At 54.4% G+C, this 25,295-nt stretch carries 21 protein-coding genes, 1 tRNA gene and 1 pseudogene; 22 read left to right on the forward strand and 1 reads right to left on the reverse strand.

Annotated elements, in window-relative coordinates; translation table 11 throughout:
• The 15 genes and pseudogenes from tuf to B4A77_RS06605 all read left to right on the forward strand — a co-directional run.
• A pseudogene (gene tuf / locus B4A77_RS06535) lies at positions 1-166 on the forward strand (elongation factor Tu); the annotation flags it as partial.
• Positions 167-178: 12 nt separating this feature from the next.
• A complete protein-coding gene (gene rpmG, locus B4A77_RS06540; protein WP_014545993.1) occupies positions 179-331 on the forward strand; it encodes a 50S ribosomal protein L33 in 153 nt (50 codons plus the stop codon).
• 12 nt (positions 332-343) lie between these two features.
• Positions 344-416, forward strand: a tRNA-Trp gene (locus B4A77_RS06545).
• Between the two features lie 21 nt (positions 417-437).
• Entirely contained in the window at positions 438-626 is a 189-nt protein-coding gene (gene secE, locus B4A77_RS06550) for a preprotein translocase subunit SecE (protein WP_173366599.1), read from the forward strand.
• A gap of 4 nt (positions 627-630) precedes the next feature.
• The gene (gene nusG, locus B4A77_RS06555) at positions 631-1,173 is read left to right on the forward strand and encodes a transcription termination/antitermination protein NusG (protein WP_173366600.1); all 543 of its coding nucleotides are present in this window, start codon (positions 631-633) and stop codon (positions 1,171-1,173) included.
• 30 nt (positions 1,174-1,203) lie between these two features.
• Entirely contained in the window at positions 1,204-1,629 is a 426-nt protein-coding gene (gene rplK / locus B4A77_RS06560; RefSeq protein ID WP_173366601.1) for a 50S ribosomal protein L11, read from the forward strand.
• Between the two features lie 39 nt (positions 1,630-1,668).
• Complete coding sequence (gene rplA, locus B4A77_RS06565) at positions 1,669-2,355, forward strand: 50S ribosomal protein L1 (RefSeq protein ID WP_173366602.1); 687 nt, start codon at positions 1,669-1,671, stop codon at positions 2,353-2,355.
• Between the two features lie 8 nt (positions 2,356-2,363).
• On the forward strand, positions 2,364-2,909 hold the full coding sequence (gene rplJ, locus B4A77_RS06570; RefSeq protein WP_173366603.1) for a 50S ribosomal protein L10: 546 nt from the start codon (positions 2,364-2,366) through the stop codon (positions 2,907-2,909).
• Between the two features lie 51 nt (positions 2,910-2,960).
• Positions 2,961-3,335 (forward strand): 50S ribosomal protein L7/L12, encoded by a 375-nt coding sequence (gene rplL / locus B4A77_RS06575; RefSeq protein WP_290725305.1) that lies wholly within the window; start codon positions 2,961-2,963, stop codon positions 3,333-3,335.
• Between the two features lie 103 nt (positions 3,336-3,438).
• Positions 3,439-7,728, forward strand: a complete 4,290-nt coding sequence (gene rpoB / locus B4A77_RS06580; RefSeq protein WP_290739372.1) for a DNA-directed RNA polymerase subunit beta — start codon at positions 3,439-3,441, stop codon at positions 7,726-7,728.
• Between the two features lies 1 nt (position 7,729).
• Positions 7,730-12,172 carry a DNA-directed RNA polymerase subunit beta' gene (rpoC, locus tag B4A77_RS06585; protein ID WP_173381050.1) on the forward strand — a complete coding sequence of 1,481 codons (4,443 nt, stop codon included), beginning with the start codon at positions 7,730-7,732 and terminating at the stop codon, positions 12,170-12,172.
• A 69-nt stretch (positions 12,173-12,241) separates the two neighbouring features.
• Positions 12,242-12,631, forward strand: a complete 390-nt coding sequence (rpsL, locus tag B4A77_RS06590; RefSeq protein ID WP_073188010.1) for a 30S ribosomal protein S12 — start codon at positions 12,242-12,244, stop codon at positions 12,629-12,631.
• Positions 12,632-12,642: 11 nt separating this feature from the next.
• Positions 12,643-13,119: a 30S ribosomal protein S7 gene (rpsG, locus tag B4A77_RS06595; protein ID WP_173367010.1), complete on the forward strand. Its 477-nt coding sequence runs from the start codon at positions 12,643-12,645 to the stop codon at positions 13,117-13,119.
• A gap of 168 nt (positions 13,120-13,287) precedes the next feature.
• Positions 13,288-13,608, forward strand: a complete 321-nt coding sequence (locus B4A77_RS06600; RefSeq protein ID WP_290739375.1) for a hypothetical protein — start codon at positions 13,288-13,290, stop codon at positions 13,606-13,608.
• A gap of 170 nt (positions 13,609-13,778) precedes the next feature.
• Positions 13,779-14,684, forward strand: a complete 906-nt coding sequence (locus B4A77_RS06605) for a hypothetical protein (protein ID WP_290739378.1) — start codon at positions 13,779-13,781, stop codon at positions 14,682-14,684.
• A gap of 359 nt (positions 14,685-15,043) precedes the next feature.
• Here the strand turns inward: B4A77_RS06605 and B4A77_RS06610 are convergent, their stop codons facing one another.
• A complete protein-coding gene (locus tag B4A77_RS06610) occupies positions 15,044-16,252 on the reverse strand; it encodes a glycoside hydrolase family 26 protein (protein ID WP_290739381.1) in 1,209 nt (402 codons plus the stop codon).
• A 238-nt stretch (positions 16,253-16,490) separates the two neighbouring features.
• On the opposite strand from B4A77_RS06610, the gene B4A77_RS06615 reads away from it, so the two are divergent.
• The 7 genes from B4A77_RS06615 (at position 16,491) to B4A77_RS06645 (ending at position 25,288) form a co-directional block, all read left to right on the forward strand.
• Positions 16,491-17,582 (forward strand): hypothetical protein, encoded by a 1,092-nt coding sequence (locus B4A77_RS06615; protein ID WP_290739384.1) that lies wholly within the window; start codon positions 16,491-16,493, stop codon positions 17,580-17,582.
• A 115-nt stretch (positions 17,583-17,697) separates the two neighbouring features.
• Positions 17,698-19,101: a phosphopyruvate hydratase gene (gene eno / locus B4A77_RS06620; RefSeq protein ID WP_290732316.1), complete on the forward strand. Its 1,404-nt coding sequence runs from the start codon at positions 17,698-17,700 to the stop codon at positions 19,099-19,101.
• A gap of 325 nt (positions 19,102-19,426) precedes the next feature.
• The gene (locus tag B4A77_RS06625) at positions 19,427-21,229 is read left to right on the forward strand and encodes an ABC transporter substrate-binding protein (RefSeq protein WP_290732313.1); all 1,803 of its coding nucleotides are present in this window, start codon (positions 19,427-19,429) and stop codon (positions 21,227-21,229) included.
• An 11-nt stretch (positions 21,230-21,240) separates the two neighbouring features.
• A complete protein-coding gene (locus B4A77_RS06630; protein WP_173381056.1) occupies positions 21,241-22,626 on the forward strand; it encodes an ABC transporter permease in 1,386 nt (461 codons plus the stop codon).
• A gap of 2 nt (positions 22,627-22,628) precedes the next feature.
• Positions 22,629-23,474 carry an ABC transporter permease gene (locus B4A77_RS06635; RefSeq protein WP_173381057.1) on the forward strand — a complete coding sequence of 282 codons (846 nt, stop codon included), beginning with the start codon at positions 22,629-22,631 and terminating at the stop codon, positions 23,472-23,474.
• A gap of 10 nt (positions 23,475-23,484) precedes the next feature.
• Positions 23,485-24,486 carry an ABC transporter ATP-binding protein gene (locus B4A77_RS06640; RefSeq protein WP_173365059.1) on the forward strand — a complete coding sequence of 334 codons (1,002 nt, stop codon included), beginning with the start codon at positions 23,485-23,487 and terminating at the stop codon, positions 24,484-24,486.
• Positions 24,476-25,288 (forward strand): ABC transporter ATP-binding protein, encoded by an 813-nt coding sequence (locus B4A77_RS06645; RefSeq protein WP_173381059.1) that lies wholly within the window; start codon positions 24,476-24,478, stop codon positions 25,286-25,288. The genes B4A77_RS06640 and B4A77_RS06645 overlap by 11 nt, the downstream gene beginning before the upstream one ends.
• Positions 25,289-25,295 lie beyond the last annotated feature (7 nt).

Raw genomic sequence — 25,295 nt, forward strand, 5'->3', positions numbered from 1 at the left:
CACGATCCAGCTGCCCGAAGGCGTTGAAATGGTGACCCCGGGTGACACCGTCACGATCCACGTGAACCTCATCGCCCCGATCGCCATGGAAAAGCAGCTCCGCTTCGCTATCCGCGAAGGTGGCCGCACGGTTGGCGCCGGTTCCGTCACTGAAATCATCAAGTAATCAGGATTAAAAATGCCTAGAGAACTCATCGTGCTCGAATGCACAGAATGCAATCAGCGCAACTATGATTGCGACAAGAACAAGCGTCTTCATCCTTCCCGCGTGGAATACAAGAAGTACTGCCGCTTCTGCCGCAAGCATACTGTTCACAAGGAATCCAAGTAAGGAAGTCCGAATAGGTCGGTAGCTCAATTGGTAGAGTCACGGTCTCCAAAACCGTTGGTTGGGGGTTCGAGTCCCTCCCGACCTGGAAACTTCCTCCGGAGTCATCATGCGTAAGATTCAGCAATATGTCAAAGAGTCCATCCAAGAACTGAAGAAGGTCACGTGGCCTACTTGGGAAGAACTCAAGGGATCCACTCTCGTGGTGATGCTCTTTAGCGTCATTATGGGCTGCTATATTGCCGGTCTTGATTTTGTATTCTCCTGGATTGTAAACCAGATTATGGGTAGGGGTTAATGCTATGAAGCGTTGGTACGCCATCCATACTTTTTCTGGTCAGGAAAACAACATCAAGAAACACATCGAGCAGATGATTGAGCGCGAAGGCGTTCAAGACAAGTTCGGTCAGATTATCGTCCCCACCCGCGAGGTCGTGAGCAACGTCCGCGGGCGTCGTCGCGTTTCTGTACAGAGCCTGTTCCCTGCATACATCATTATAGAAATGGAGCTGGACGAGCTCACCCAGCACCTGGTGTCCACCATTAATGGTGTCACCCATTTCGCCGGAATGACACGCGCTTCTCGTGTCCCTATTCCGCTTCAACAGAGCGAGGTCGATCGTCTTCTTGGAGTTGATCCTGATAATTCCCTGGAAGGCGAGATCCAAATCCCGTACACGATTGGCGAAAGTGTCCGCATCAAGGAAGGTCCCTTCAAGGACTTTGTGGGCGTCGTAGACGAAATCATGGAAGACAAGACCAAGATCAAGGTCATGGTCACGGTCTTCGGTCGTTCTACGCCTGTCGAACTTGCCTTTAACCAGGTCGAGTCCGCCACCGCCTAGCGCTACGGTTTTTGCAACGGAGATAATAAAGTGGCAAAGAAAATCACAGGTTACATTAAGCTCCAGATTCCCGGCGGTGCCGCCAACCCGGCTCCTCCGGTAGGTCCTGCCCTTGGTCAGAAGGGTGTGAACATCATGGAGTTCTGTAAGCAATTCAACGCGAAGACCCAGGATGCGAAGGGCATGCTTACCCCGGTCGTCATCACGGTTTACGCTGACAAGAGCTTTACCTTCATCACGAAGGTTCCGCCGGTTCCGGTCCTCATCAAGAAGGCCGTCGGCATTGAGAGTGGTTCTGGTGAACCCAACCGTAAGAAGGTTGCTAAGATCACCAAGGCCCAGATCCAGGAAATCGCCCAAAAGAAGATGCCGGATCTAAACACAATCGACCTCGAAGCCGCCATGCGCATGGTTGCGGGTACTGCCCGTTCCATGGGTGTTGATGTGGTTGACTGAGGCAGGTAATTCACCGTTACGTATCTGACAGGAAACACCATGTTCAGAGGAAAAAAATACAAAAAGGTTGCCGAGACCTACGACCGTAACAAAGCCTACGGTTTGGCCGAAGCAATCGAAATCCTAAAAAAGTCCGAGGTGAAGTTCGACCAGACGGTCGAAGTTCATTTTAACCTCGGTGTGGACCCAAAACATTCCGACCAAGTGGTTCGTGGCACGGTTGTGCTTCCCCATGGTACCGGTCGCACGGTCCGCGTTCTCGTTTTCTGCAAGGACAACAACATTGAAATTGCAAAGAACGCAGGCGCAGATTACGCTGGCGGCGCCGACTTGGTTCAGAAGATTCAGGAAGGCTGGCTGGACTTCGATTCCGTCGTTGCTACTCCCGACATGATGCCGGTGATTAGTAAGGTGGCTCGCGTCCTCGGTCCTCGTGGTATGATGCCTTCTCCGAAGGCCGGCACGGTGACGGTTAACGTCGCCCAGACGGTCAAGGAACTCAAGGCCGGTAAGATCCAGTACCGCGTCGACAAGGGTGCAAACGTCCATGCTCCTGTTGGCAAGCTCTCCTTCACTGTTGATCAGCTGGTCGAAAACACCAAGTCTGTCATCGACTCTGTCGTGAAGAACAAGCCTCAATCTTCTAAGGGCACTTACATCAAGAGCCTCACTTTGACGGCTACGATGGCCCCGGGCATCAAACTTGATATGGCACTGACGCGCTAGGAGATACCATGAAAGCTGTAGTTAAAAAACAACAGACCGTGGATTCGCTCGTCGAGTCCTTCAAGGGCGCTACCGCCGTCTATCTGCTCAATTACCAGGGCATCACTGTCGAAAAGGACAATGCTCTGCGCAAGGCTCTCGCCTCCAAGGGCGTCAAGTACCACGCTGTGAAGAATACTCTTCTTAAGCGCGTTCTCGAAGCCCTCAAGGTCGAAGGTCTCGACGATCAGCTGACCGGAGCTACATCCGTCATGGTCGGCTTCGAAGAAGACCCGCTTCTGCCCGCACGCGAAATTGAAGCATTCCACAAAGCTAACCCCGATTTCTTGATTGCCAAGAGCATCTACCTCGATGGTAAGCCGATGCCTGGCTCCGAAGTCGTGAACCTCTCCAAGATCCCGGATCGTAAGGGCATGATCGCTTTGATCGTCTCCATCGCTCTCGGACCTGGCTCCACGATTGCAGGTCAGATCAAGACTCTCCAGGAAAAGCTGGAAAAAGAATCGGGTTCCGAAGCCGCAGCCCCTGAAGCTGCCGCCGCACCGGAAGCTTAACAACAAACCACAAACCAAAAATTTTAAACGGAATAATCGGAGAAACACATCATGGCAACTGATATCAAGGCACTGGGCGATCAAATCGTTGGTCTTACCCTTCTCGAAGCCAAGGCTTTGGCTGACTACCTTAAAGAAACCCACGGCATCGAAGCCGCTGCCGGTGGCGCTGTAGTTATGGCTGCAGCCGCTGCTGCTCCTGCTGAAGAAAAGACCGAATTCGACGTTATCCTCGCCGAAGTCGATCCGGCCAAGAAGATGGCTGTCCTTAAGGAAGTTCGCGCCATCACCGGTCTCGGCCTCGCCGAAGCCAAGAAGGTCGTTGAGACTGCGGGCAGCGTCATCAAGGAAGCTGCGCCGAAGGCTGACGCCGAAGCTCTCAAGAAGAAACTCGAAGAACTCGGAGCAAAGGTTACCCTTAAGTAATGCTCCCAGTTCTCTGAACTGTTCTTACCAATCGCCTGCACGTAAGTGCGGGCTTTTGGTGTTTTTTTGCTAACTAGGCTCTTCACCGGATGAGGTATTTCAAATGACAACGGAGCGAAAAAGCTATTCCTCCAACAAGTTCCAGCTGGAGCTTCCGTACTTGATCGAAGTTCAGAAGGCTTCATACGAACAATTTTTGCAGGCCGATATCCCGCAGGAAAAGCGGTTGAATGCGGGCTTGCAGCGCGTCTTCCAGGACATCTTCCCGATTACCGATCCTAACGGGCTCTTTTCCCTGGAATACGAAAAGTATTACTTCGGAATACCGAAATACAGCATCCCCGAATGCCGTGAGCGTGGGCTTACCTACAACATGGAGCTCTACGCGACTCTCGCCCTCCGCGTTTTCGAGAAGGACGGCGAAGATACCAAGCTCAAGGAAGAAGTCAAGAACGATGTCCTTATCTGCGAACTCCCAATCATGACCGAGAACGGCACGTTCATCGTGAACGGTGCCGAACGCGTGGTCGTGTCGCAGTTGCACCGCTCTCCCGGTGTGAGCTTCGACGAAGAACTTCAGCCCAACGGCCATTCCGATTACAAGAGCCGTATCATTCCTCATCGTGGCGCATGGGTCGAGTTCAACATCGAAAGCGACGTGCTCTATGTCGTCATCGACCGCAAGAAGAAGATTGCGGCTACCGCCATGCTCCGTAGCATCGGCTTCGAGACGACCCAGGACATTCTGAACCTCTTCTACAAGAAGACCGAAGAGGTGAATATCGCCGAAGAAGCCGAGAAGTTTAACGAAGACGGCGTTTGCGTGCTTATCGACCGCATTGTCTTCAACGACGTGATCGACGAATCCACCGGCGAAATCATCATCGAGGCGAACTCCGTCATCGATGACCGCAAGCTCGAACGCCTCCGCGAAAGCAGCGTCGAGAAGCTCGTGCTTCTCTCCAAGGAAGAAGAAAACCTCCTCATCCACAACACGCTCGCTGCCGACAAGACTAAGTCCCGCGAAGACGCCCTGCGTTCCATCTATTCCGTTACGCACCAGCAGCAGGACGAAGCTCCGAACCTGCAGGCTGCCGAAAACTACTTTGATTCTATCTTCCTGAACGACCCGCGCAAGTACGACTTGGGCGAAGTCGGCCGTTACCGCTTGAACGCCAAGGTCTACACGCCGAAGATTGTCGAAATTCTCAAGAATGTCGGCGAACAGTTCAAGCAGTACAACATGGACAAGGAGCTCGAACTTCCGAGCGCCACCCGCACGACGATGAGCAAGGCCGACTTCCTCGCCGTCATCGAATACATGGTGGGCCTCTACGATGGCGAAGACGGATACACCAAGGACGATATCGACCACTTGGGCAACCGCCGCACGCGTTCCGTGGGCGAACTCCTCGCCAACCAGATTTCCGTGGGCCTTTCCCGCATGTCCCGCGTTATCCGCGAGAACCTCTCGCTGCATAACGAGGACGAACAGACGACTCCGCGCGACCTCGTGAATACGCGTACCGTGAGCTCCGTGGTTCAGGCGTTCTTCGGTTCCAGCCAGCTCTCGCAGTTCATGGACCAGATGAACCCGCTTTCGGAACTTACCCACAAGCGTCGTCTCTCCGCTCTCGGTCCCGGTGGCCTTTCCCGCGAACGCGCAGGCTTCGAAGTCCGTGACGTTCACTACACGCACTATGGCCGCCTCTGCCCGATCGAGACTCCGGAAGGCCCGAACATCGGTCTTATCAACTCCCTCGCATCCTATGCCGTCGTGAACCACTACGGATTCATCGAGACTCCGTACCGTATCGTGGGCCTCATCGACTTCAAGGATGCAAGCGGCAAGATTTTCAAGTTCCCCGAAGTCAAGTGGCACTTCGGCATCTTCAAGGGATTCGTGCACGATCCGCACTTCTTCCTTACGCAGCAGGAACTTTCCCGCAAGGAAATGGACAGCATCCGCATGAACCTCGACAATCGCCAGCGCGACCTGTTCGACATCTTCGCGAACAAGGTGTTCCAGGTGACCTATGCGGATGGCGATGTCCACTTCTTCAAGAACGGCTTCGAAATCGATGACTTCAACGGCCATGCCGACTACGTCCAGGCTAGCAACGCCATCGAACAGGTCGTTTCCGACTTTATCACGTTCCTCACCGCCGACGAAGAAGACGCGTTCAAGGTGGCTCCGGCTTCTACCGAGCTCACCGACGACAACCGCTTCAAGGAAGAATACGTCATCGTCCGCGACAAGAGCGAATACCCGCATATCCTCCGTCAGGATTCCATTGATATCGGCGACATGGATGTCGAACGCATCGACCTCATGGACGTGGCTCCGATGCAGATTGTGTCCGTGGCCGCTGGCCTCATCCCGTTCCTCGAACACGATGACGCCAACCGCGCGTTGATGGGTTCTAACATGCAGCGCCAGGCGGTACCTCTGCTCCGTGCGGAAGCCCCTGTGGTGGGTACCGGCCTCGAACGCCGCGCCGCCCTCGACTCGGGTACGGTTGTCCGTGCCAAGCACGACGGTAAGGTCACCTTCGTTGACGCCCGCAACATCACGGTGCAGCGCGGCAACATGGTCGACGGCAACTTCGTGCCGCTTACCGGCCTCGGCGAAAACTACGAATTCCTCGGCAAGGATCCGATTGACGAATACGTGCTCCGCAAGTTCGAGCGCTCTAACCAGGATTCCTGCGTGAACCAGAAGCCTATCGTGAATGTGGGCGACTTCGTCAAGGCTGGCGACGTGCTGGCCGACGGCGTGTCTACCGACCACGGTGAACTTGCCCTCGGCAAGAACATCCTGATCGGCTTCCTCCCGTGGAACGGCTACAACTACGAAGACGCCGTTATCATCTCCGAAGAACTCGCCATCAAGGACACCTTCACTTCCATCCACATCGAGGAATACGAACTCGACGTGCGCGAAACGAAGCGCGGTCCGGAAGAACTTACCCGCGAAATTCCGAACGTCGGCGAAGACGCTCTCCGTAACCTCGACGAGAACGGCGTTATCCGCGTCGGTGCCGAAGTCGGTCCGGACGATATCCTCGTGGGCAAGGTGACCCCGAAGGGCGAAACCGAACTTTCTCCGGAAGAACGTTTGCTCCGCGCCATCTTCGGCGAGAAGGCCGGCGACGTGCGTGATTCTTCCCTCAAGGCTCCTCCGGGAATGAAGGGCGTGGTGCTCGAAACCCGCATCTTCAGCAAGAAGGACAAGAGCGACAAGAAGAGCAAGGAAAAGGACCAGGAGACCATCGAGGAGATCCGCGCCAATTTCCAGGCCCAGATCGACAAGATCAAGGATTCCTGCCGCGAACACTTGTTCGAACTCCTCGGCGGCAAGCCCGCCGGCAAGGTGATGGACAACGAAACGCACGAACTCCTCATCCGCGAAGGCCAGACCTACACCGAACAGAATCTCGGCGCCATCGACGTGACCAAGGTGTCCCCGATGTCCCAGTTCGTGACGGGCGACGACGAACTCCAGGAACAGGTGCTCTCGCTCGTGATTGTCGCACGCGACAACCTCGACACGCTGACCCGCACCATGGAAAAGGAAATCGACAAGGTGACGAAGGGCGACGAACTCAAGCCGGGCGTTCTCAAGAGCGTCAAGGTCTATATCGCCAAGAAGCGTTGCCTCTCCATCGGTGACAAGATGGCAGGTCGTCACGGCAACAAGGGCGTTGTCTCCAAGATTGTGCCTGTCGAAGACATGCCGTTCACCGAAGACGGCCGTCCGCTCCAGATTCTTCTGAACCCGCTGGGCGTGCCTTCCCGTATGAACATCGGTCAGGTGCTTGAAGTTCACCTGGGCTGGGCCGCCAAGACGCTCGGCTTCAAGGTTTCGACTCCGGTGTTCGACGGAGCCAAGTTCGAGGATATCTGCAAGGAACTCGAAAAGGCCTACCAGAAGAACCCGATCGTGAACTACGAGATGGATCCGGAAAACAACAAGATTATCGGTAAGGCCAAGCTCTATGACGGCCGTACCGGCGAAGCCTTCCTGAACCCGGTTACCATCGGTTACATGTACTACCTCAAGCTCGGTCACTTGGTGGACGACAAGATCCACGCCCGTTCTATCGGTAGCTACGCCCTCGTGACGCAGCAGCCGCTCGGCGGTAAGAGCCAGTTCGGTGGCCAGCGCTTCGGTGAAATGGAAGTGTGGGCCATGGAAGCTTACGGTGCCGCTTACACGCTGCAGGAACTCCTCACCGTCAAGTCCGACGATGTGACGGGACGTTCCATGGTGTACGACGCCATCGTCCACGGCAAGAACACCCCGAAGCCGGGTATCCCCGAGTCCTTCAACGTTATGATCCGCGAAGTCCATTCTTTGGGTCTTGATATCGAGACCACTGGAGAAAAGTAATATGTCCGAAGAAATGATGGAAAATCAAGAAAATTCCGGCGACATTTCGATTCACCTGGCTGCGCCCGACCTGATTCGCTACTGGTCCTACGGCGAAGTCACGAAGCCGGAGACGATTAACTATCGTACGTTCAAGCCCGAACGTGATGGTCTCTTCTGCGAGAAGATCTTTGGACCCGTCAAGAACTGGGAATGCAACTGCGGTAAGTTCAAGCGCGCCCGTTACAAGGGTGTCATCTGTGACCGCTGCGGCGTCGAAGTGACCCACTCCCGCGTCCGTCGCGAACGCATGGGCCATATCGAACTCGCCATTCCCCTTGCACACACCTGGTTCGTTCGTAACCAGCCGTGCGTGATTGGTGCCCTCCTTGGCCTCAACACCAAGGACCTCGAACAGGTCATCTACTACGAACGCTATGTCGTGATCGACAAGGGCGATGCCGAACTCGAGGAGAACACCCTCATCGACGAGACGACCTACCAGGATCTCGTGGCCGAAGGCCGTTCTTTCGAAGCCAAGATGGGTGCTTCTGCTATCAAGCAGCTGCTCGACAGGCTCGACCTCGCCAAGCTTTCTGCGAAGCTCCGTGACCAGGCCCGTTCCAACTCCAAGACGAAGGTGGACGATGCCATCAAGCGCCTGAAGGTGGTCGACGCCTTCCGCAAGTCACAGATGGAAAGCTTCCGCAGCTATTACAACAACCCGGATTCCTCCCGCGATTCCGGCAAGGCCTGGCTCAAGGGTCTCGCCGAGGCTGTCGCCGAATTCAAGGCCGACTACGAATCCAAGCATTCCGACTTCATCCTGGCCGATGCCTTCGATGAATTCCGTGTCAAGTATCCGAACGAAGTGCGCATGCTCGCGAACCAGCCTTCCTGGATGATTCTCGACGTGCTCCCGGTGATTCCGCCCGATCTTCGTCCGCTCGTTCCGCTCGAAGGCGGCCGCTTTGCGACCTCCGACCTGAACGAACTCTACCGCCGTGTCATCAACCGCAACAACCGCTTGAAAAAGTTGATTGACATCCGTGCCCCTAACGTGATTCTCTGCAACGAAAAGCGCATGCTGCAGGAAGCCGTCGACCAGCTGTTCGACAGCGGCCGCCGCACGGCGCGCACGGGTTCTGCACGCCCGCTCAAGAGCCTCGCAGAACTCCTCAAGGGCAAGCAGGGTCGCTTCCGTATGAACCTCCTCGGTAAGCGTGTGGACTACTCCGGCCGTTCCGTCATCGTGGTGGGCCCGGAACTCCAGATGCACCAGTGCGGTCTGCCGAAGCGCATGGCTCTCGAACTTTACAAGCCGTTCATCATCCAGCGCCTGGAAGAAGACGGCATCGTGTACACGCTCAAGTCCGCAAAGAAGTACGTGGACGCCGAACGCCCCGAAGTGTGGGACATTCTCGAAGAAATCATCGAGGACCACCCGGTGATGCTGAACCGCGCCCCGACGCTTCACCGCTTGGGTATCCAGGCCTTCTATCCGAAGCTCATCGAAGGTAACGCCATCCGCCTCCACCCGCTCGTCTGTACCGCATTCAACGCGGACTTCGACGGTGACCAGATGGCCGTGCACCTCCCGCTTTCTTTCGAAACCCAGCTCGAATGCCGCGTGCTCATGCTGTCCTCGAACAACATCCTGCACCCCGCTTCCGGTCAGCCGATCGCTGTGCCGGGCCAGGACATCGTGCTCGGGCTCTACTACCTCACCAAGCCGCGTCCGGGTCGCAAGGGCGAAGGCATGCACTTCTTCGATTCCGCCGAAGCCATCCGCGCTTACGAGAACGGTGTCGTGGATCTGAACGCCACCGTGTACCTGAAGCTCAAGGCTGGCCGCAAGATCTACATCGGCGCCCTCGAGAAGGATTGCACCTGCGTCCGCGAAATTGCCGACGACAACGGCAACCTCGAAGTGAACGTCAAGGCTGGCGAGAAGATCAAGTTCCTTACACTCAAGGACGATAACGTCATCAAGACGACTGTCGGCCGTATCATCTTTAACGAATTTGTTCCCAACGAACTCGGCTACGCGAACGAAACCTTCGCGAAGAAGGTCATCGCGAAGTCTATCGACGACCTCTACCGTCGCACCGGCAACCGCGTGACTGTCGAATACCTCGACAACCTCAAGGCCAACGGTTACAAGTGGGCAACCCGCGCCGGTTCTTCCGTGGCTATCGCCGAAATGGTGATTCCCGAAGACAAGCAGGCCATGCTCGATGCCGCTACCGAAAAGGTCAACAACATCCGCAGCCTCTACGAGGACGGTGTGATTACCGACGGCGAACGTTACAACCAGACGATCGACGTGTGGTCGCAGACGACTGCCGAAGTCGCATCCAAGCAGTGGGATCTCCTTTCCCGCGACCGTGACGGTTTCAACCCCGTCTACATGATGGCCGACTCCGGTGCTCGTGGTAGCCGCGAACAGATTAAGCAGCTGTCCGGTATGCGCGGCTTGATGCAGAAGCCTATCAAGCAGCTCGGCGGTCAGGAAGTTATCGAGAACCCGATTAAGTCCTGCTTCCGCGAAGGCCTGAACGTGATGGAATACTTCATCTCGTCTCACGGTGCCCGTAAGGGTCTTGCCGATACCGCCCTTAAGACGGCTGACGCAGGTTACCTTACCCGTCGTCTCGTGGACGTGGGTCAGGACCTCGTTGTTACCGAGGCTGACTGCGGTACCACCAACGGTATCGAAGTTTCCGCCTTCAAGGACGGCGACGACACCGTGATTCCGCTGGAAGAACGCTTGCTCGGTCGCGCTCCGGTCGAAGACATCAAGCACCCGGTGACGGGCGAAGTGATTGTCAAGGCTGGCGAACTCGTCACCGAACGTGACCTTCCGAAGATTTCCGCTACGGGTCTCGAACACATCAAGATGCGCTCCGTGCTCACTTGCGATTCCCGCAATGGCGTGTGCTCCAAGTGCTACGGCCGTATGCTTGCTTCCGGTCGTCCGGTCGACCTGGGCGAAGCCGTGGGCGTGCTTGCCGCACAGTCCATCGGTGAACCGGGTACGCAGCTTACCCTCCGTACCTTCCATATCGGTGGTGCGTCTTCCCGTCTGACGGTCGAAAACTGCAAGAAGGCCTCCGTCGATGGCCGCGTGGAACTCGAACAGGTCGAAACCGTCGACCACGAGGGCCAGAAGGTCGTCACGAGCCGCATGGCAGAACTCGTTATCTTCGACAACACGGGCATCAACAAGGGTCGTTACCAGATTCCGTACGGCGCCATCATGCATGTCGAGAACAACGCTTCCGTCAAGAAGGACGAAGTGATGTTCGAATGGGATCCGTATAACAGCCCGATTATTACGAACGTTGCCGGTAAGGTGAAGCTCGTGGACCTCGTCGAAAACAAGACGTTCCGTGTCGAACGCGACGAGAACACCGACGTCGAGACCTGGATCGTGATCAGTGAGAAGCATGGCGGCAGTGCCCGCCAGCTCCGTCCGGCGATCAGCATCCTCGACTCCGCGAACACCAAGGCGGGCCACTTCATGCTGCCTGACGGCGCTATCCTTACCGTCAAGGACGGCGACGTGGTCTCTGTCGGTTCTACGGTCGCTAAGCTTCCGCGTGCCGCCGGTAAGACCCGCGACATTACGGGTGGTCTTCCGCGCGTGGCCGAACTCTTCGAAGCCCGCAAGCCGAAGAACACGGCCGTTCTTGCCCCGATTGATGGTCTCATCGTCATGGGCAAGGAAGTCCGCAACAACCAAGAAGTTATTATCAAGATGGACGACCAGGAAGAGAAAGTGCTGGTTCCCCGCGGCGTCCACTTGGCGGTCAACGAAGGTGACCGTGTCCGCGCTGGTCAGAAGATCAGCGAAGGCAGTGCAGACCCGCACGATATCCTGACGATCCTCGGACCTGAAGAGGTCCAGCGTCACCTGGTGAACGAAATCCAGGCGGTGTACCGCCTGCAGGGTGTGGCTATCGCAGATAAGCACATCGAATGTATCGTCCGTCAGATGATGCGCAAGGTGAAGGTCAAGGAATCCGGCGATTCCGAACTGCTTCCGGGCGAAGAAATCTCCAAGGTGCGTCTCCGTGCCGAGAACGATCGCTTGATCGCTCAGGGCAAGACGCCGGCGACCTTCACGCCGATGCTCCTTGGTATCACGAAGGCCTCCTTGGCGACAGACAGCTTCATCTCTGCCTGCTCGTTCCAGGAAACCACCAAGATCCTTACCCGCGCTTCCATCGAAGGGCAGGTGGACCCGCTCATGGGCCTTAAGGAGAACGTGATTATGGGTCGTTTGATTCCGTGCGGAACCGGTGCCCGCCACTTGAGGAACGTGACAGTGGTCGATGCCGATGCCGAGGCGGAAGAACGCCAGCGCCTGCAGAACGTACATGCCGAATACGATGACTTCGGTTCCGGAATCCAGATGTTGGATAACGAAATCGGCGCTTCCGACGAGGAAGATGCGGAGTAATTTCGACTATGTACTTGAAAAAACTGGAAAAAGAACTATATTTGCACTCCAAAATCTAGGAGATTAAAAGTGCCTACTATTCAACAGCTCGTCCGCAACGGACGTGAACAGATCAGCAACAAGACCGCATCCGTGGCCTTGAAGTCCTGCCCGCAGAAGCGTGGTGTCTGCACCCGCGTCTACACCAGCACCCCGAAGAAGCCGAACTCCGCTCTTCGTAAGATTGCCCGTGTGCGCCTTTCCAACAAGATGGAAGTTACGGCTTACATCCCCGGCGAAGGCCACAACCTCCAGGAACACTCCATCGTGCTCATCCGCGGTGGCCGTGTCAAGGATGTTCCGGGTGTCCGTTACCACATCATCCGTGGCGCTCTCGATACTCAGGCTGTCAACGGCCGTCAGAACGCCCGTTCCAAGTATGGTGTCAAGAAGAAAGGTGCCGCTCCGGCCAAGAAGTAAGGAAGTAGAATATGTCTAGAAGAAGAAAGGCTCTCCATCGCTCCATCCTCCCGGATCCGCGTTTCAAGTCTACCCTCGTTACCGAACTCGTCGGTGTCGTGCTCAAGCAGGGCAAGAAGACCATCGCTGAACAGATCGTCTATACTGCTCTTGAACAGCTCGACAAGAAGGTCGAAGGCAAGGAAACTCCGCTCGAAAAGTTCGAACTCTGCCTCGAAAACATCAAGCCGCGCGTCGAAGTCAAGTCTCGCCGTATCGGTGGTGCCAACTACCAGGTTCCTATGGAAGTCGCTCCGGACCGTGCCAAGGCTCTCGCCCTCCGCTGGCTCCTTGATGCCGCCCGCAACCGCAACGAACCCAACATGGCCGACCGCCTTGCTGCCGAACTCGTTGCTGCCAAGAACGGTGAAGGCAACGCTGTCCGCAAGAAGAACGATACACACAAGATGGCCGAAGCCAACAAGGCTTTCGCCCACTTCCGTTTCTAATTCTTGCCTTAGCACAGAATTATCCTAGAGGGAAGGCTCGCTTCAAAAGCGAGCCTTTTCTGTTTTGTTTAAAGTTAATGCAAATATTTAACATTATCTTACACGTATTACTTAGAACAAGGGATTATATTTGTATGTAGTTCCACAAAACGTGTTTGGAAAAACGATATGAAAAATGCTCTGCTTCTATTTATTTTGACAACCTTTGTTCTTGCTTGTTCGGAGAGCAAAACCCTTCCGTCCGAAAGGGGTTTCGATCGGTTTCAGACGGAATCTTATGCCCCTCAGGTAGAATCTAACGCACCTCAGGCGGAAACGAAAAGCCCTTCGACAGAAAGTACTGTTAAAGGTTTTCCTCCAAGGCCAGCGACTAAAGGACTCTATGACTTTAGCGAGTGCAAAGCAAAATATAAAGTAGGAACAGAAGATTACAAGGGCTGTGTTAAAGCTAAATATTCGAACATAAAATTTGCAGGAGAAGAGAGATGATTAGAAGCTGAACGTAGTTGGGCCTATGTAAGAGACAATATATACGACATATACACAAGGCATAACGAATGGGATGATTCAGATGCAAATAACTTCAGTCACGCGCGATTCAACATACCTGAGCTAATGAGAAAACACGAAGAAAAATTTTCAAACAAATGTAAGTAACAATGTCTTTACTACAAAAAATTTCGATTAGATTTTTTTTAAGAATTTATTTGTTTTTTCTAGTTATCCCTTGTTACAGCAAAGGACTTGCGGAGTTTTGTGCGGAATTTAATAAGGATTCTAATGAATACAGCCTTCATTTGGTCAAGAATTTAAATTTGGAACCTGAGTCTAATTGGGTATTTCCTGATAGTGTTATATGTAATGTATATAATGGAGAACCAATTTGGGAAATAGAGTATAGTCTTGACGCCCCTTATGATTCAGACTCTTCGGATTTTATAGGTGGTTGTGTGGCTTTAGACGCAACTCCATCAAGCAACACCCTTTGTTTGAAGCCTAAAATAGTCAAAGTGAATCTAAATCCTATAAATCGTGATGTCTTGCATATCCACAAATACAGAGCGAAAGAAACATTGAAGCCGTATTATGGGAAAAGTTTCAAGGGCCATTGGAAGGCTCAACTTGGAGGAACCGGTTTCACCTATGAGAAATCATTTGAAGCGACGATTGTCGGTCCGTGTTCAAAAAAACAAATTGTCGCCGAATATTGCATCGATGAAAAACATCACCTTGTTTTAGATAAAGAATTGGATTACATTCCCCGTTATATTTTTGCTTCTGCTAGCGATTGTCATGTTTGCAATGAAAATTACAAAGAAACAACGACTACCAGTGTTGATTATGGAACTGGTAGATTTATACCTGTTGAAGGGGTGTTGTATAAAAGTTGCGAAGACTATGTGCTTTATGAGTATTTTCTGTTACCGCAAAACCTAAAAAAAGAAAGAGCTCTTTATGGGAAAGTTTTGCCTGTAAGAATAAATGCGGAGATTCAAAGTGGAGAATCGCGTCGTAAAGATTATTACGATTTTAATATTAGAGTGAATGGCCCTTGTGAGAAATAGGTAAAATGCCTATCAAATTAATTTTTTTGCTTGTTGTAAGGAGTACTTGTTTCCCTACATACCTTGTTCTTTTAAAGGAATCTATTCTTTTGATAATAATACCAATGATGGTCCCTTGTTTGGATACATGCTTAATACGTCGGTTTACAATGGCGGAACAATCTAAATTAGCCAAAATCGACATTTCCGGCTTCTGCACCGAAGAACAACTGAAACAGATTCGTGAAATAGAGAAGAAGTAGTTTTCTTGCATTAGCACGAATTATCCTAGAGAGGCTCGCTTACAAAAGCGAGCCTTTTCTGTTTCCTCCTGGCCCTTGGACCAAGCCGAGTTTTTATGTTCAGATTTCTAGTGGCGCCTACCGCTGTGGCACGAGTCTGTAAATACTGCGTGTGCCCGCCTCGGGAACATCCAGCGCGTGCTCGCCCGGGGTAAAGTGCTGCACGGCGCTCTGCCACAGGATGCGTCCCTGATGGTCGAACTGCACGACGCTCGCAGTCATGGCGCGGTCAACCTGCAAGAGCAGCTTGCCGCCCTGCTGCCTAAACGAAAACTTGTCTGTAATCCCGCCGGTGCGGATGGCGGTGGTGCTGCTGGACGAACTGACGGAACTTGACGATTCGATAACCGCTTCGCTGCTCGAAGATTCAGGCGCCATCGCCTTCATCTTCGCGATGCCCGCCTTCCATGCGTCAACGGCGGCCTGCGAGGTATTGAGTGCCCAGTCGCCCTCGTTCGCTTCCTTGCTCTGGCTGAACCACATCACCGCGAAAACGCGCGAGAAGTCCGTGGCGAAGTGCTCGAACATGTCGGTAATCCATTCGGCCTTGTTGCCGCCCCTCTCGGAGCTTGAGATTTCGGCGATAAAGAGCGGCTTGTCGATGTTCGCGAGCGCGTTGTACGCCTTCTTGAAAACCTGCGAGAACGTCTGCCAGCTGGACCAGCTCTGGCACGTGCCCCAGTTGTAGCCGTCGATGGAGATGTAGTCCACGTAGTCGTCGCCGGGGTAGTTGCCCGTGAGCGTGGTACCGCTGCCCTGGTTCGAGGCGTTGGTGGTCCATACCCACTTGACGTTCGTGACGCCTTCTTCCTTGAAGATTTTCACGATGTGGCGGAAAGCTTCGGCGACGTTCGCGTCGGTATTGCCGGCGCCTGATTTTCCGACCCCCCAGTCATACCAGTCGCCGTTCGCTTCGTGGAGCGGTCTGAGCCAGATTTCGTCGCCGAAGCCCTTAACGCCCTTTGCATATTCACGGATGTAGTTGTCGGCCTTGCCGTTCACCAGTTCCTGCGCGTTGTAGCCGTTCGCCATCCAGGTCACCACCAGCGTGGAGCCGTTGTTCTTCGCGACGTTCGCGTACTGCGCGGTCGCATTCCAGTCGTTGATGTCGAAGAGCGCGAAGTAGCTGATGAGGTCGAGGTGCGTGCCCTGCAAATCCTGGAACGCCTGCACGTTCTGCTGCGTGGGTTGCGGGTACTGTCCGGGCCCTCCGACCCATGCGCCGACCTGGAAGGCCATTGCCGTCACGGGCGCGAGAATCATCGAGAATAGGAACTTCTTGTTCATAAATGCCTCCGGCGGGCTTCCGTCCGCAAAATGTTCCCATACGCCCTAAAAATAGATTGTGCGGCCAGCGCGGACTGATTTCTAAAACGGATATTTGTACCAAAGTGTATCTAGTGTTTTAGAATATCCTGGAGTTCCCCGATACTGCCGTAAATTCACATTGTCCGAATAAGATTCTCCAAATAGGAACACCCCCTTTATTTTTTTTCTAGTTTGTTTGATAATCAGGGATTGCTGTATGAAACTTTTGAAATTGTGTTGGCTGCCGGTTCTATTGATGGCGATGTTCCTTTGCGGGTGCTCTTCCGAGAAGGTCGAGCCGGAGTCCAACGTGGCGGAATTTTGCGCAGTCGTCACCGATAAAAATACATACAACCTTCATCTTGTCAAGAGTATCGAAATACCTTGGGATTCTTCTTGGGATATTCCAAAGGTGGTTCACGAACGTTGTACTCGTTGGAATTATCGTTTTAGAGTAAGTCCGCCTACCAGGTGCGTAGAGGGGGAATTGTGCCCATTGGTGGGTGGCGGAGGTGGAGGCATTTGTACCTCTACAGGTTCGGCTAGGGACATACAGGTTCCGTTGCCGGAGCGGAGACTATTCCTTAAAAATGATATTTACGCATGGGCGTTGAAAAGGTTCCCTATGGTCAATGCCAAGGATTCTCTTGTCACTTATTTCGGGAAAGAGTTTGATGGGCTTTGGAGCGCGAGTTTACAAGGTGGCCCTAATCTGGAGGCAAAATTCAAGGCGAAGATTGTCGGTTTCTGCGATACGCTCCCTCCTGTGGCCGAGTATTGCGTTCTTCGCGGGGATACGCTAGAATTGCGGTTGGTGGAAAATGTGGATTATATCGAACCCCAGACTTTTTATGAAGGGAAGTCGGGGAATATATGCCATGGAGGCTTCCGGAGCGAAAAGACTTTTACGCTGGATTTGGGAAAAAATGGAAAGGTTTCAAAAGGGCCGTTTGTCGAGGAACTTTCTTGCGACGGGGATGTTCCTGTAGATGCGGATGTGAATATCGGTATTCCGGAAATTATTGTTTTGGATAGGCTCCAAGATGTGCCTGCTGAGGGTGTTGTCCATGGTAGCTGGGAGGCTGGCCTGACTTGCAATTCGGAGTACATAAAGAGGGTATTGCCTTTTAGCATTAGGATAGTGGGGGATTGCCCTGAAGTGGAGCAAAACCACTGGCTTAGCCATGAAGATGTAACGGCAGATAGGTGTCAAAGGGTTGGCAGTTGTGACAATGGTTGTGAATGGGACGAAAACGACAAACGGGTTATGGAAATACTTTCGGAGGAGGAGTGTGCCTCTGATAATTGATGGCAAAACCCATCCCCTTTTACCCCCTTTTCTTTCGTCTTTCGTCTTTCGTCTTTCGTCTAATTTCTATATTTTACACCGCAAAATTTTTCACACTAAACCAAAAGGCTAAAAAATGGCTTCTAAAATCAAATCCGTTGTTGCCCGCCAGATCCTCGACTCTCGCGGCAATCCCACTCTCGAAGTTGATGTTACCCTCGAAAACGGCGTGAAGGGTCACGCTGCTGTCCCGAGCGGTGCTTCTACCGGCGAACGCGAAGCTTGCGAACTCCGCGACGGCGACAAGAAGACCTACTGCGGCAAGGGCACGCTCACTGCTGTGAAGAACGTGAACACCAAGATCGCCAAGAAGATCATCGGCATGGACCCGGCCAAGCAGACCGAAGTCGACGACGCCATGATCGCTCTCGACGGCAACCGCATGCTCAAGAACAAGCTCGGTGCAAACGCCATCCTCGGCGTTTCCATGGCTGTTTGCGTTGCTGCTGCTAACGACGCCAAGATGCCTCTCTACCAGTACATCGCCAAGCTCCATGGCACCAAGAAGCTCACGCTCCCCTGCCCGATGTGCAACGTGATCAACGGCGGTGCTCACTCCTCCGCTCCGATCGACTTCCAGGAATTCATGATTGCTCCGGTTGGCGCAAAGACCTTCTCCAAGGGCCTCCAGATGGTCACCGAAATCTTCCACGCCCTCAAGGCTGTGCTGAAGAAGGCCGGCTTCGACACCACCGTTGGTGACGAAGGTGGCTTCGCTCCTGGCGTCAGCATCAAGCCGGCCAAGAACAAGTTCGGTTACGAAATCACTGGCGTGATGACCCTCGAAAAGGCTCTCGACGCTTTGAAGGCTGCAACCACCAATGCCGGTTACAAGTTCGGCACTGACATCAAGATCGCTCTTGACGTTGCTTCCTCTGAATTCTGCGACAAGAACACCAAGGCTGGCAAGCCGGAAACCTACACCTTCAAGAAGAGCACCAAGAAGACTGTCAAGTCTGCCGACATGGTGAAGCTCTACGAAAAGCTCATCGACAAGTACTCCATCTTCTCCATTGAAGACGGTCTCGACGAAGCTGACTGGGCTGGCTGGAAGGTCATGACCGACAAGCTCGGTGGCAAGATCAACCTCGTGGGTGACGACCTGTTCGTTACCAACCCGACCATCTTCGATGAAGGCATCAAGGCCGGTATCGCCAACGCTATCCTCATCAAGGTGAACCAGGTGGGTTCTGTGTCCGAAACTCTCGCCGCCATCAAGCGCGCTCAGAACGAAGGCTACGCTCCGATCGTTTCTCACCGCTCTGGCGAAACCGAAGACACCTTCATTGCTGACCTCGCCGTCGGTACCGCCGCTGGCCAGATCAAGACTGGTTCTCTCTCCCGTACGGACCGCGTGTGCAAGTACAACCGCCTCCTCCGCATCGAAGAAGAACTGGGCAAGGCTGCTGTCTATGCCGGTGACCCGCGCAAGGCTTGCAAGGCTCCGAAGGCCGCTTGCAAGAAGTGCTGCAAGAAGTAATTTCTTAAACCATTAGAATTACTGAAAGAGGCGTCCCTATCAGGGGACGCTTCTTTTGTATGTAAATGGCGTTTGCGGCCGGACAAAAATAAAGGAGTAGGGCGATGCGGAGTAGGTGGCGAAAATTTTTATCTGGAACCCCGCTTTGTAAACTTTCATAAATAATTGAACTACGCATGGGATGCGTTGGTGCGCCGTCCCTGCTCCTGTGTCCGAATGTAAACGTATTTTTCACGAAAGTGCAAAAACAAAAAAAGCTTTTAAATCTATATTACGAAAGGATTTTTTATTCACGAGCTTTCAAAAGCTTATAAAAGAGGACACAATGATTGGATTGAAATCGATTGCCAGGACCGCTCTTGCGCTCTCGGCAAGTGGAGCAGTTTTTTCAGGGTGCGGTACCGACCAGGTCGAAGGGGCCCTGCCCCGTCAGGAGACACTCTACCTGTCCGGCCAGCAATGGGGCGCCCCTGCGACGTTTAACCCGCTTGCCGAAAGTTGGATGGCTGCCTGGCCTGTTGGCGGACGCTTCAACCTGGTTTACGAACCGCTTATTGTTTACAATACGCTGAACGGCAAGATCGAGCCGCTTCTCGGAACGCTCGTCGAGGAACTCTCGAATAACGACAGTGTCGTGGTCGACCTGAACCCGGCTGCCAAGTGGAGCGACGGTAAGCAGGTGAACTCGAACGACGTGAAGTTCATCTTCACGAAGGGTTCCATCAATACCTCGGAACAGATTTCTGATATCCACGTGGATACGATTGCCACCGAACCGGCAGTTCAGGAACGCCTTTCGTTCATCGTGAACAAGGCCCAGAGGAACAACCCGCTCTCGGTGCGTGACCTTCTCCAGGCCATCCGTATCGCGCCTGCGCATGTGTTTGAACCGCTTATCGCGGAAAAGGGTCTCGACGAAGTCAAGAAGCTCACGATGGACAAGGATCCCGTGGTTTCCGGCCCCTACAACATCATGTCGGCCGACCCGAACAAGATTATCCTCCAGCGTCGTGACGACTACTGGGGCAATGCCGCCCTCCACGAGGGCAAGCTCCCCGCTCCTAAGTACGTAGTCCACCCGATCTACAAGAGCAACGACGCCAACACGATTGCGCTCACCACCGGCAACCTCGACGCTTCCATGAGCTTCGTGACCCGCATCTGGCGCAAGCGCGGCGTGCATACCTGGTTCAACGAACCTCCTTACTTTGCTCCGGGCGCCATGCCGATGCTCATGATCAACACCATGAAGGAACCGCTCAATGACAAGCGCTTCCGCCGCGCACTCGCGACGGCCATCGACTACACGGCGATCCGCCAGTTCGCCGTCTCGAACTACACCTCGACCTTGAAGGCCGGCCTTATCATGCCGACGGGTCTCGAAGGCAAGTTTATCAATGACGAAGATACGCAGAAGTACGGCGTGAACCTCGGCATTACCGACGAGGCCGAACGCTTGAACACGGTGAAGCAGATGCTCTCCGAAGCCGGCTTCAAGTCCGTGTGGAAGAAGGACGGCACGCTTGACCATATGGAAAACGCCAAGGGCGAAACGCTCCCGACGCTCTTCATCACTTCTCCTGCCGGTTGGACCGACTGGGAAGCCATGGTGACCATCGCCGTGGAAGGCATGCGCAAGGCCGGTATCGACGTGCGTGAAGGTTTCGTGGACGGCGGTCAGTACTGGCCTGCCAAGGGAACTGGCAACTTCGACCTCCTGATGGACAAGCCGTCTGCCGACGTATCCCCGTCTCTCCCGTGGAGCCGCTTCAACGAAGTCATGTCCAGCCGCGACTGGCAGCCGCTCGGCGCCTGGGCCGGCACCAACATCGGCCGTTACAACCAGCCGGGTACTCCGGAATTCCGTCCGGAAGTGGACCAGCTTTTGTCTGCAATCCCGCTGATGACCGACGCCGAAGAAATCGCGAAGGCTTACCGCGAACTCAACAAGATCTTCATGGAAGACCAGCCCTCCATTCCGCTGGTCTACCTGCCCGAACAGTTCTACGAATTCAGCGACCGCGTGTGGACGAACTGGCCGACCGCCGAGAATCCCTACGCTCCGCCGCAGCTCCCGTGGATTGCCTCCGGCACCAAGATCCTTTGGAACCTCAAGCTTGCTAAATAAAAGGACGACCAATGCTTAAACAATATCCTATGTTGCGCTATGTCCTGCAGAAGGCGTTCTGGTATCTCCTGACGTTTGTTGTCGCTGTCGCGATCAACTTTACTCTGCCGCGTATGGGTGAGAACAACCCCGTGGACATTATCATGGGTAAGGCAGCCCAGGGCCTCTCGCCCGAAGAAGCCAAGCTCAAGAAGGAAGGCCTCCTCAAGGCTTTCGGTATGGCCGAACTCAACGACCAGGGCGAAGTTATCTACGATCCCGATGTCGACGAGAATGGCAACGTGAAGACTGTCAAGGTCCCGAAGACCGACGAGAACGGTGCTCCGGTGCTGAAGACGGTCGCCGTGCTCAATGAAGACGGCACCCCGAAGATGGAAGAACGCCAGAAACTCGACGAAGCTGGCAATCCCGTGTTCGAGGAAAAGCCTGTGCTCGACGCCAAGGGCAAGCCGGTCATGGTCAAGGACAAGAAGACCAAGAAGAAGGTTGCCCAGGTCGAAAAGATTGCCGTGATGGAACAGGTCGCCGTTACGCGCCAGGATACCGTCATGGTGGAAGAGGTGGTGAAGAAGGCTGACCCGCGCCTCGCTTCCGGCTTCTCCCAGTTCCTCGTCTATATCAAGAACGTGTTCAAGGGTGACCTCGGCATTTCTTACAGCCAGTATCCGAAGCCGGTCGTCGAGATCATCAAGGAATCCGTTCCTTGGACGCTCCTCATCCAGGCTCCGACGATTATCCTCGGCTGGATCATCGGTAACCTTCTCGGTGCCTTCGCTGCCTACAAGCGCGGTATCTTCGACAAGGTGTTCTTCCCCTGCGCCATGTTCCTCAACGGTATCCCGTTCTTCGTGTTCGGTATGCTGCTTGTCGCTCTCTTCTCCATCACTCTCGGCTGGTTCCCCGCGATGGGCGCCTACAGCCCGGATATCACGGAACTCAGCTTCTCGTGGGGCTGCATCAAGAGCGTAGGCTGGTACTACATCCTCCCGTTCTTCTCGGTGTTCCCGATTCTTCTTTCGGGCCAGGCGACGGGTATGCGTTCCATGTCCATCTACGAACTCGGTACCGACTACATGAAGTATGCCAAGTGGCTCGGACTCCGCGAAGGTAAGATCATCAGCTACGTGTTCCGCAACGCCATGCTCCCGCAGCTCACCGGCCTCGCCCAGAGCCTCGGTACCATGGTGGGTGGTGCCCTCATTACCGAAATGATCTTCTCCTACCCGGGTCTCGGTATGGCGATGCTCACCGCTATCCAGCAGAACGACTACGCGACGATTCAGGGCTGCACGCTCATGATTTCGACCTGCGTGCTCGTCGCGAACTTCGCTGTTGACGTTTTGATTGCCGTCTTCGACCCGCGTGTCAAGGCCGGTCTCCAGATGGGAGGTAAGTAATCATGGGAAAGCTTCTTAGAAATCTCCTCAAGTCCCCGATGTTCGTCATCGGTATCTCGATCTTCATCATCACCCTGCTGATTGCGCTCCTGGGTCCCCTGTTCTACCACGTGGACATCAACGCGCGCGATATCGTTGCGGGCCCCTATGCGGGTTCCAGCGGCGACCACCTGCTCGGTACCGACCACCTCGGCCGCGACTACGTGTCCCTCCTGATCGAAGGGCTCCGCAGCTCGCTCTACGTGGGGCTTGTGGCGGGCGTCATCGCGACGACGATCGGTGTGCTTATCGGTCTGTTCGGCGGCTTCCGTGGCGGCTGGATTGACGAAGTCCTGAACATGCTCACGAACATCTTCATCGTGATTCCGCAGTTCGTGATCCTCGTGCTCATCAGCTCCGCCGTGAAGGACGGACGTTCGCTTACGCTTATTGGCCTTATCATCGGCCTTACCGCATGGAGCTGGTCTGCCCGTGCCGTGCGTGCGCAGGCATCCTCGCTCCGTAGCCGCGACCACATCTCGCTTGCCCGCATCAACGGTGCGTCTACGCTCACGATCGTTATCAAGCATGTGCTTCCGTACCTGCTTTCGTACGTGTTCATGGTGTTCATCATGCAGGTGTCCTCGGGTATCCTTTCCGAAGCCTCCATCTCGATGATCGGCCTTGGACCTCTGGATTCCACTTCCCTGGGTATCATCCTGAACCAGGCCAAGGACAACGGCGCCCTTTCGGACGGCATCTGGATTGCCTTCCTCCCGGCGACCATCATCATCACCCTCACGGTGTTCGCGTTGTTCCTGATCAATACTTCCATGGAAGGCGTCTTCAACCCGCGTCTGCGCAAGTAAGAGGTAAAAAATGTCTGACAATGTTTTTGAAGTAGAAAACCTGAGCCTTTATTACCTCGGCCGCTTTGGCGACAAGACTCATGCCGTGACGGATGTCTCCTTCTCCATGAAGCAGGGCGAAATCCTCGGCATCGCAGGTGAATCCGGCTGTGGCAAGTCCACGCTCGTTTCCGGCCTTATGGGCATGTGCATCCCGCCCCTCTACCCCGAAGGCAAGAGCGAAGTGCGCGTTAAGAACGGCGACAAGATGGAATCGCTCATGAACCGCAGCGTCGAGGACGTCCGCAAGAACGTGCTCGCCCAGAAGGTCTCCATGATTCCGCAGGGAGCTTTCAACGCGCTGAACCCTGTCCGTAAAATCAAGGATATCGCCGCCGATGTGATCGCAGCCCACCAGCAGCCGGGCAAGAAGCTCGACCACAAGGAAATCTACGACCGCCTTTGCGAACGTTTCGACCTGTTCGGAATGGACACGAAGCGCGTGCTCGATTCTTATCCTATCCAGCTCACCGCCGGTGAACGTCAGCGTTCCGTTATCGGTATTTCCACCTTGCTCAACCCGCAGATGGTGATTGCCGACGAACCGACTTCCGCCCTGGACGTATCTACCCAGAAGGAAGTGATCAAGATGATCTTCGACCTTTTGGACAAGGGCATCTTCTCGACGATGATCTTCATTACCCACGAGCTTCCGCTCCTGTACCATGTGGCCGACAACATCGCCATCATGTACGCCGGTGAATTCGTGGAAAAGGGCACGGCAGAACAGGTCGTCAAGGATCCGCGCCATCCGTACACGCAGGCCCTCATGGGCGCCATGCTCAGTACGGAAGCGAGCCAGCGTGGCCGTCATCCGGTGGCCATCGAAGGCGCTCCCCCGAGCCTCAAGAACAAGATTGTGGGTTGCCGCTTCGCCCCGCGTTGCAGCAAGGCATGCCCCGATTGCAAGAAGAATACCCAGAATCTCCGCGTTGTCGGTGATCGTGACGTGAGGTGCGACTATGCTAAGTGATAAGCCCGTTGTATTTTCTGCCCAGCGCATCAGCAAGGACTTTGGTGCCGGCAAGACCCTGAAGACCGCCGTGAAGGATGTCTCGTTCAACATCTATGACGAAGAGTTCATCTCTATCGTGGGTGGCTCGGGCTGCGGCAAGTCCGTGCTCGCGAAGATCATGCTCGGCCTTTACCAGCCGACGCGCGGCCAGTTCCTCTACCGCGACAAGCCCATCAAGAACCTGAAGGACCACTGGAACGAAGTCCAGTCCGTTTTCCAGGATCCGTTCGGATGCTTCAACCAGTTCTTTACGATCCGTAGCCAGCTGGAAGACGCCCTGAACATCTTGAAGGTGAAGCCCAGCAAGGAAGAAGTCCGCCGCCGTGTGGACGAAGGCCTGCTGGCCGTGAACGTGGCTCCTGCCGATATCGAAGGCAAGTACCCGTTCGAGCTTTCCGGTGGCCAGATGCAGCGTATGCTGTTGGCCCGTATCTTCGCGCTCCGCCCGAAGGTGCTGATTGCCGACGAAGCTACTTCCATGGTGGACGCCTGCGTGCGTGCAAACATCCTCGATTACCTCCGCAAGTTGAAAGACGAGCTGAAGATGACCGTGGTGTTCGTGACCCACGATATCGGCCTTGCGAACTACGTGTCCGACCGTATCTTCATCATGCACGACGGCAAGATCGTGAACCAGGGTACTCCGGCTGAAGTGCTCGACAACACGACTGAACCGCACACGCTCCGCCTGCTCGACGATATCCCGGAAGTCCACAAGACCGAATGGATCAAGAACAGCCACAGGAGCAAGAAGGGCTAGTCCTTAT

The sequence above is a fragment of the Fibrobacter sp. UBA3718 genome (assembly GCF_002371935.1).
In the GTDB taxonomy this organism is placed as follows: domain Bacteria; phylum Fibrobacterota; class Fibrobacteria; order Fibrobacterales; family Fibrobacteraceae; genus Fibrobacter.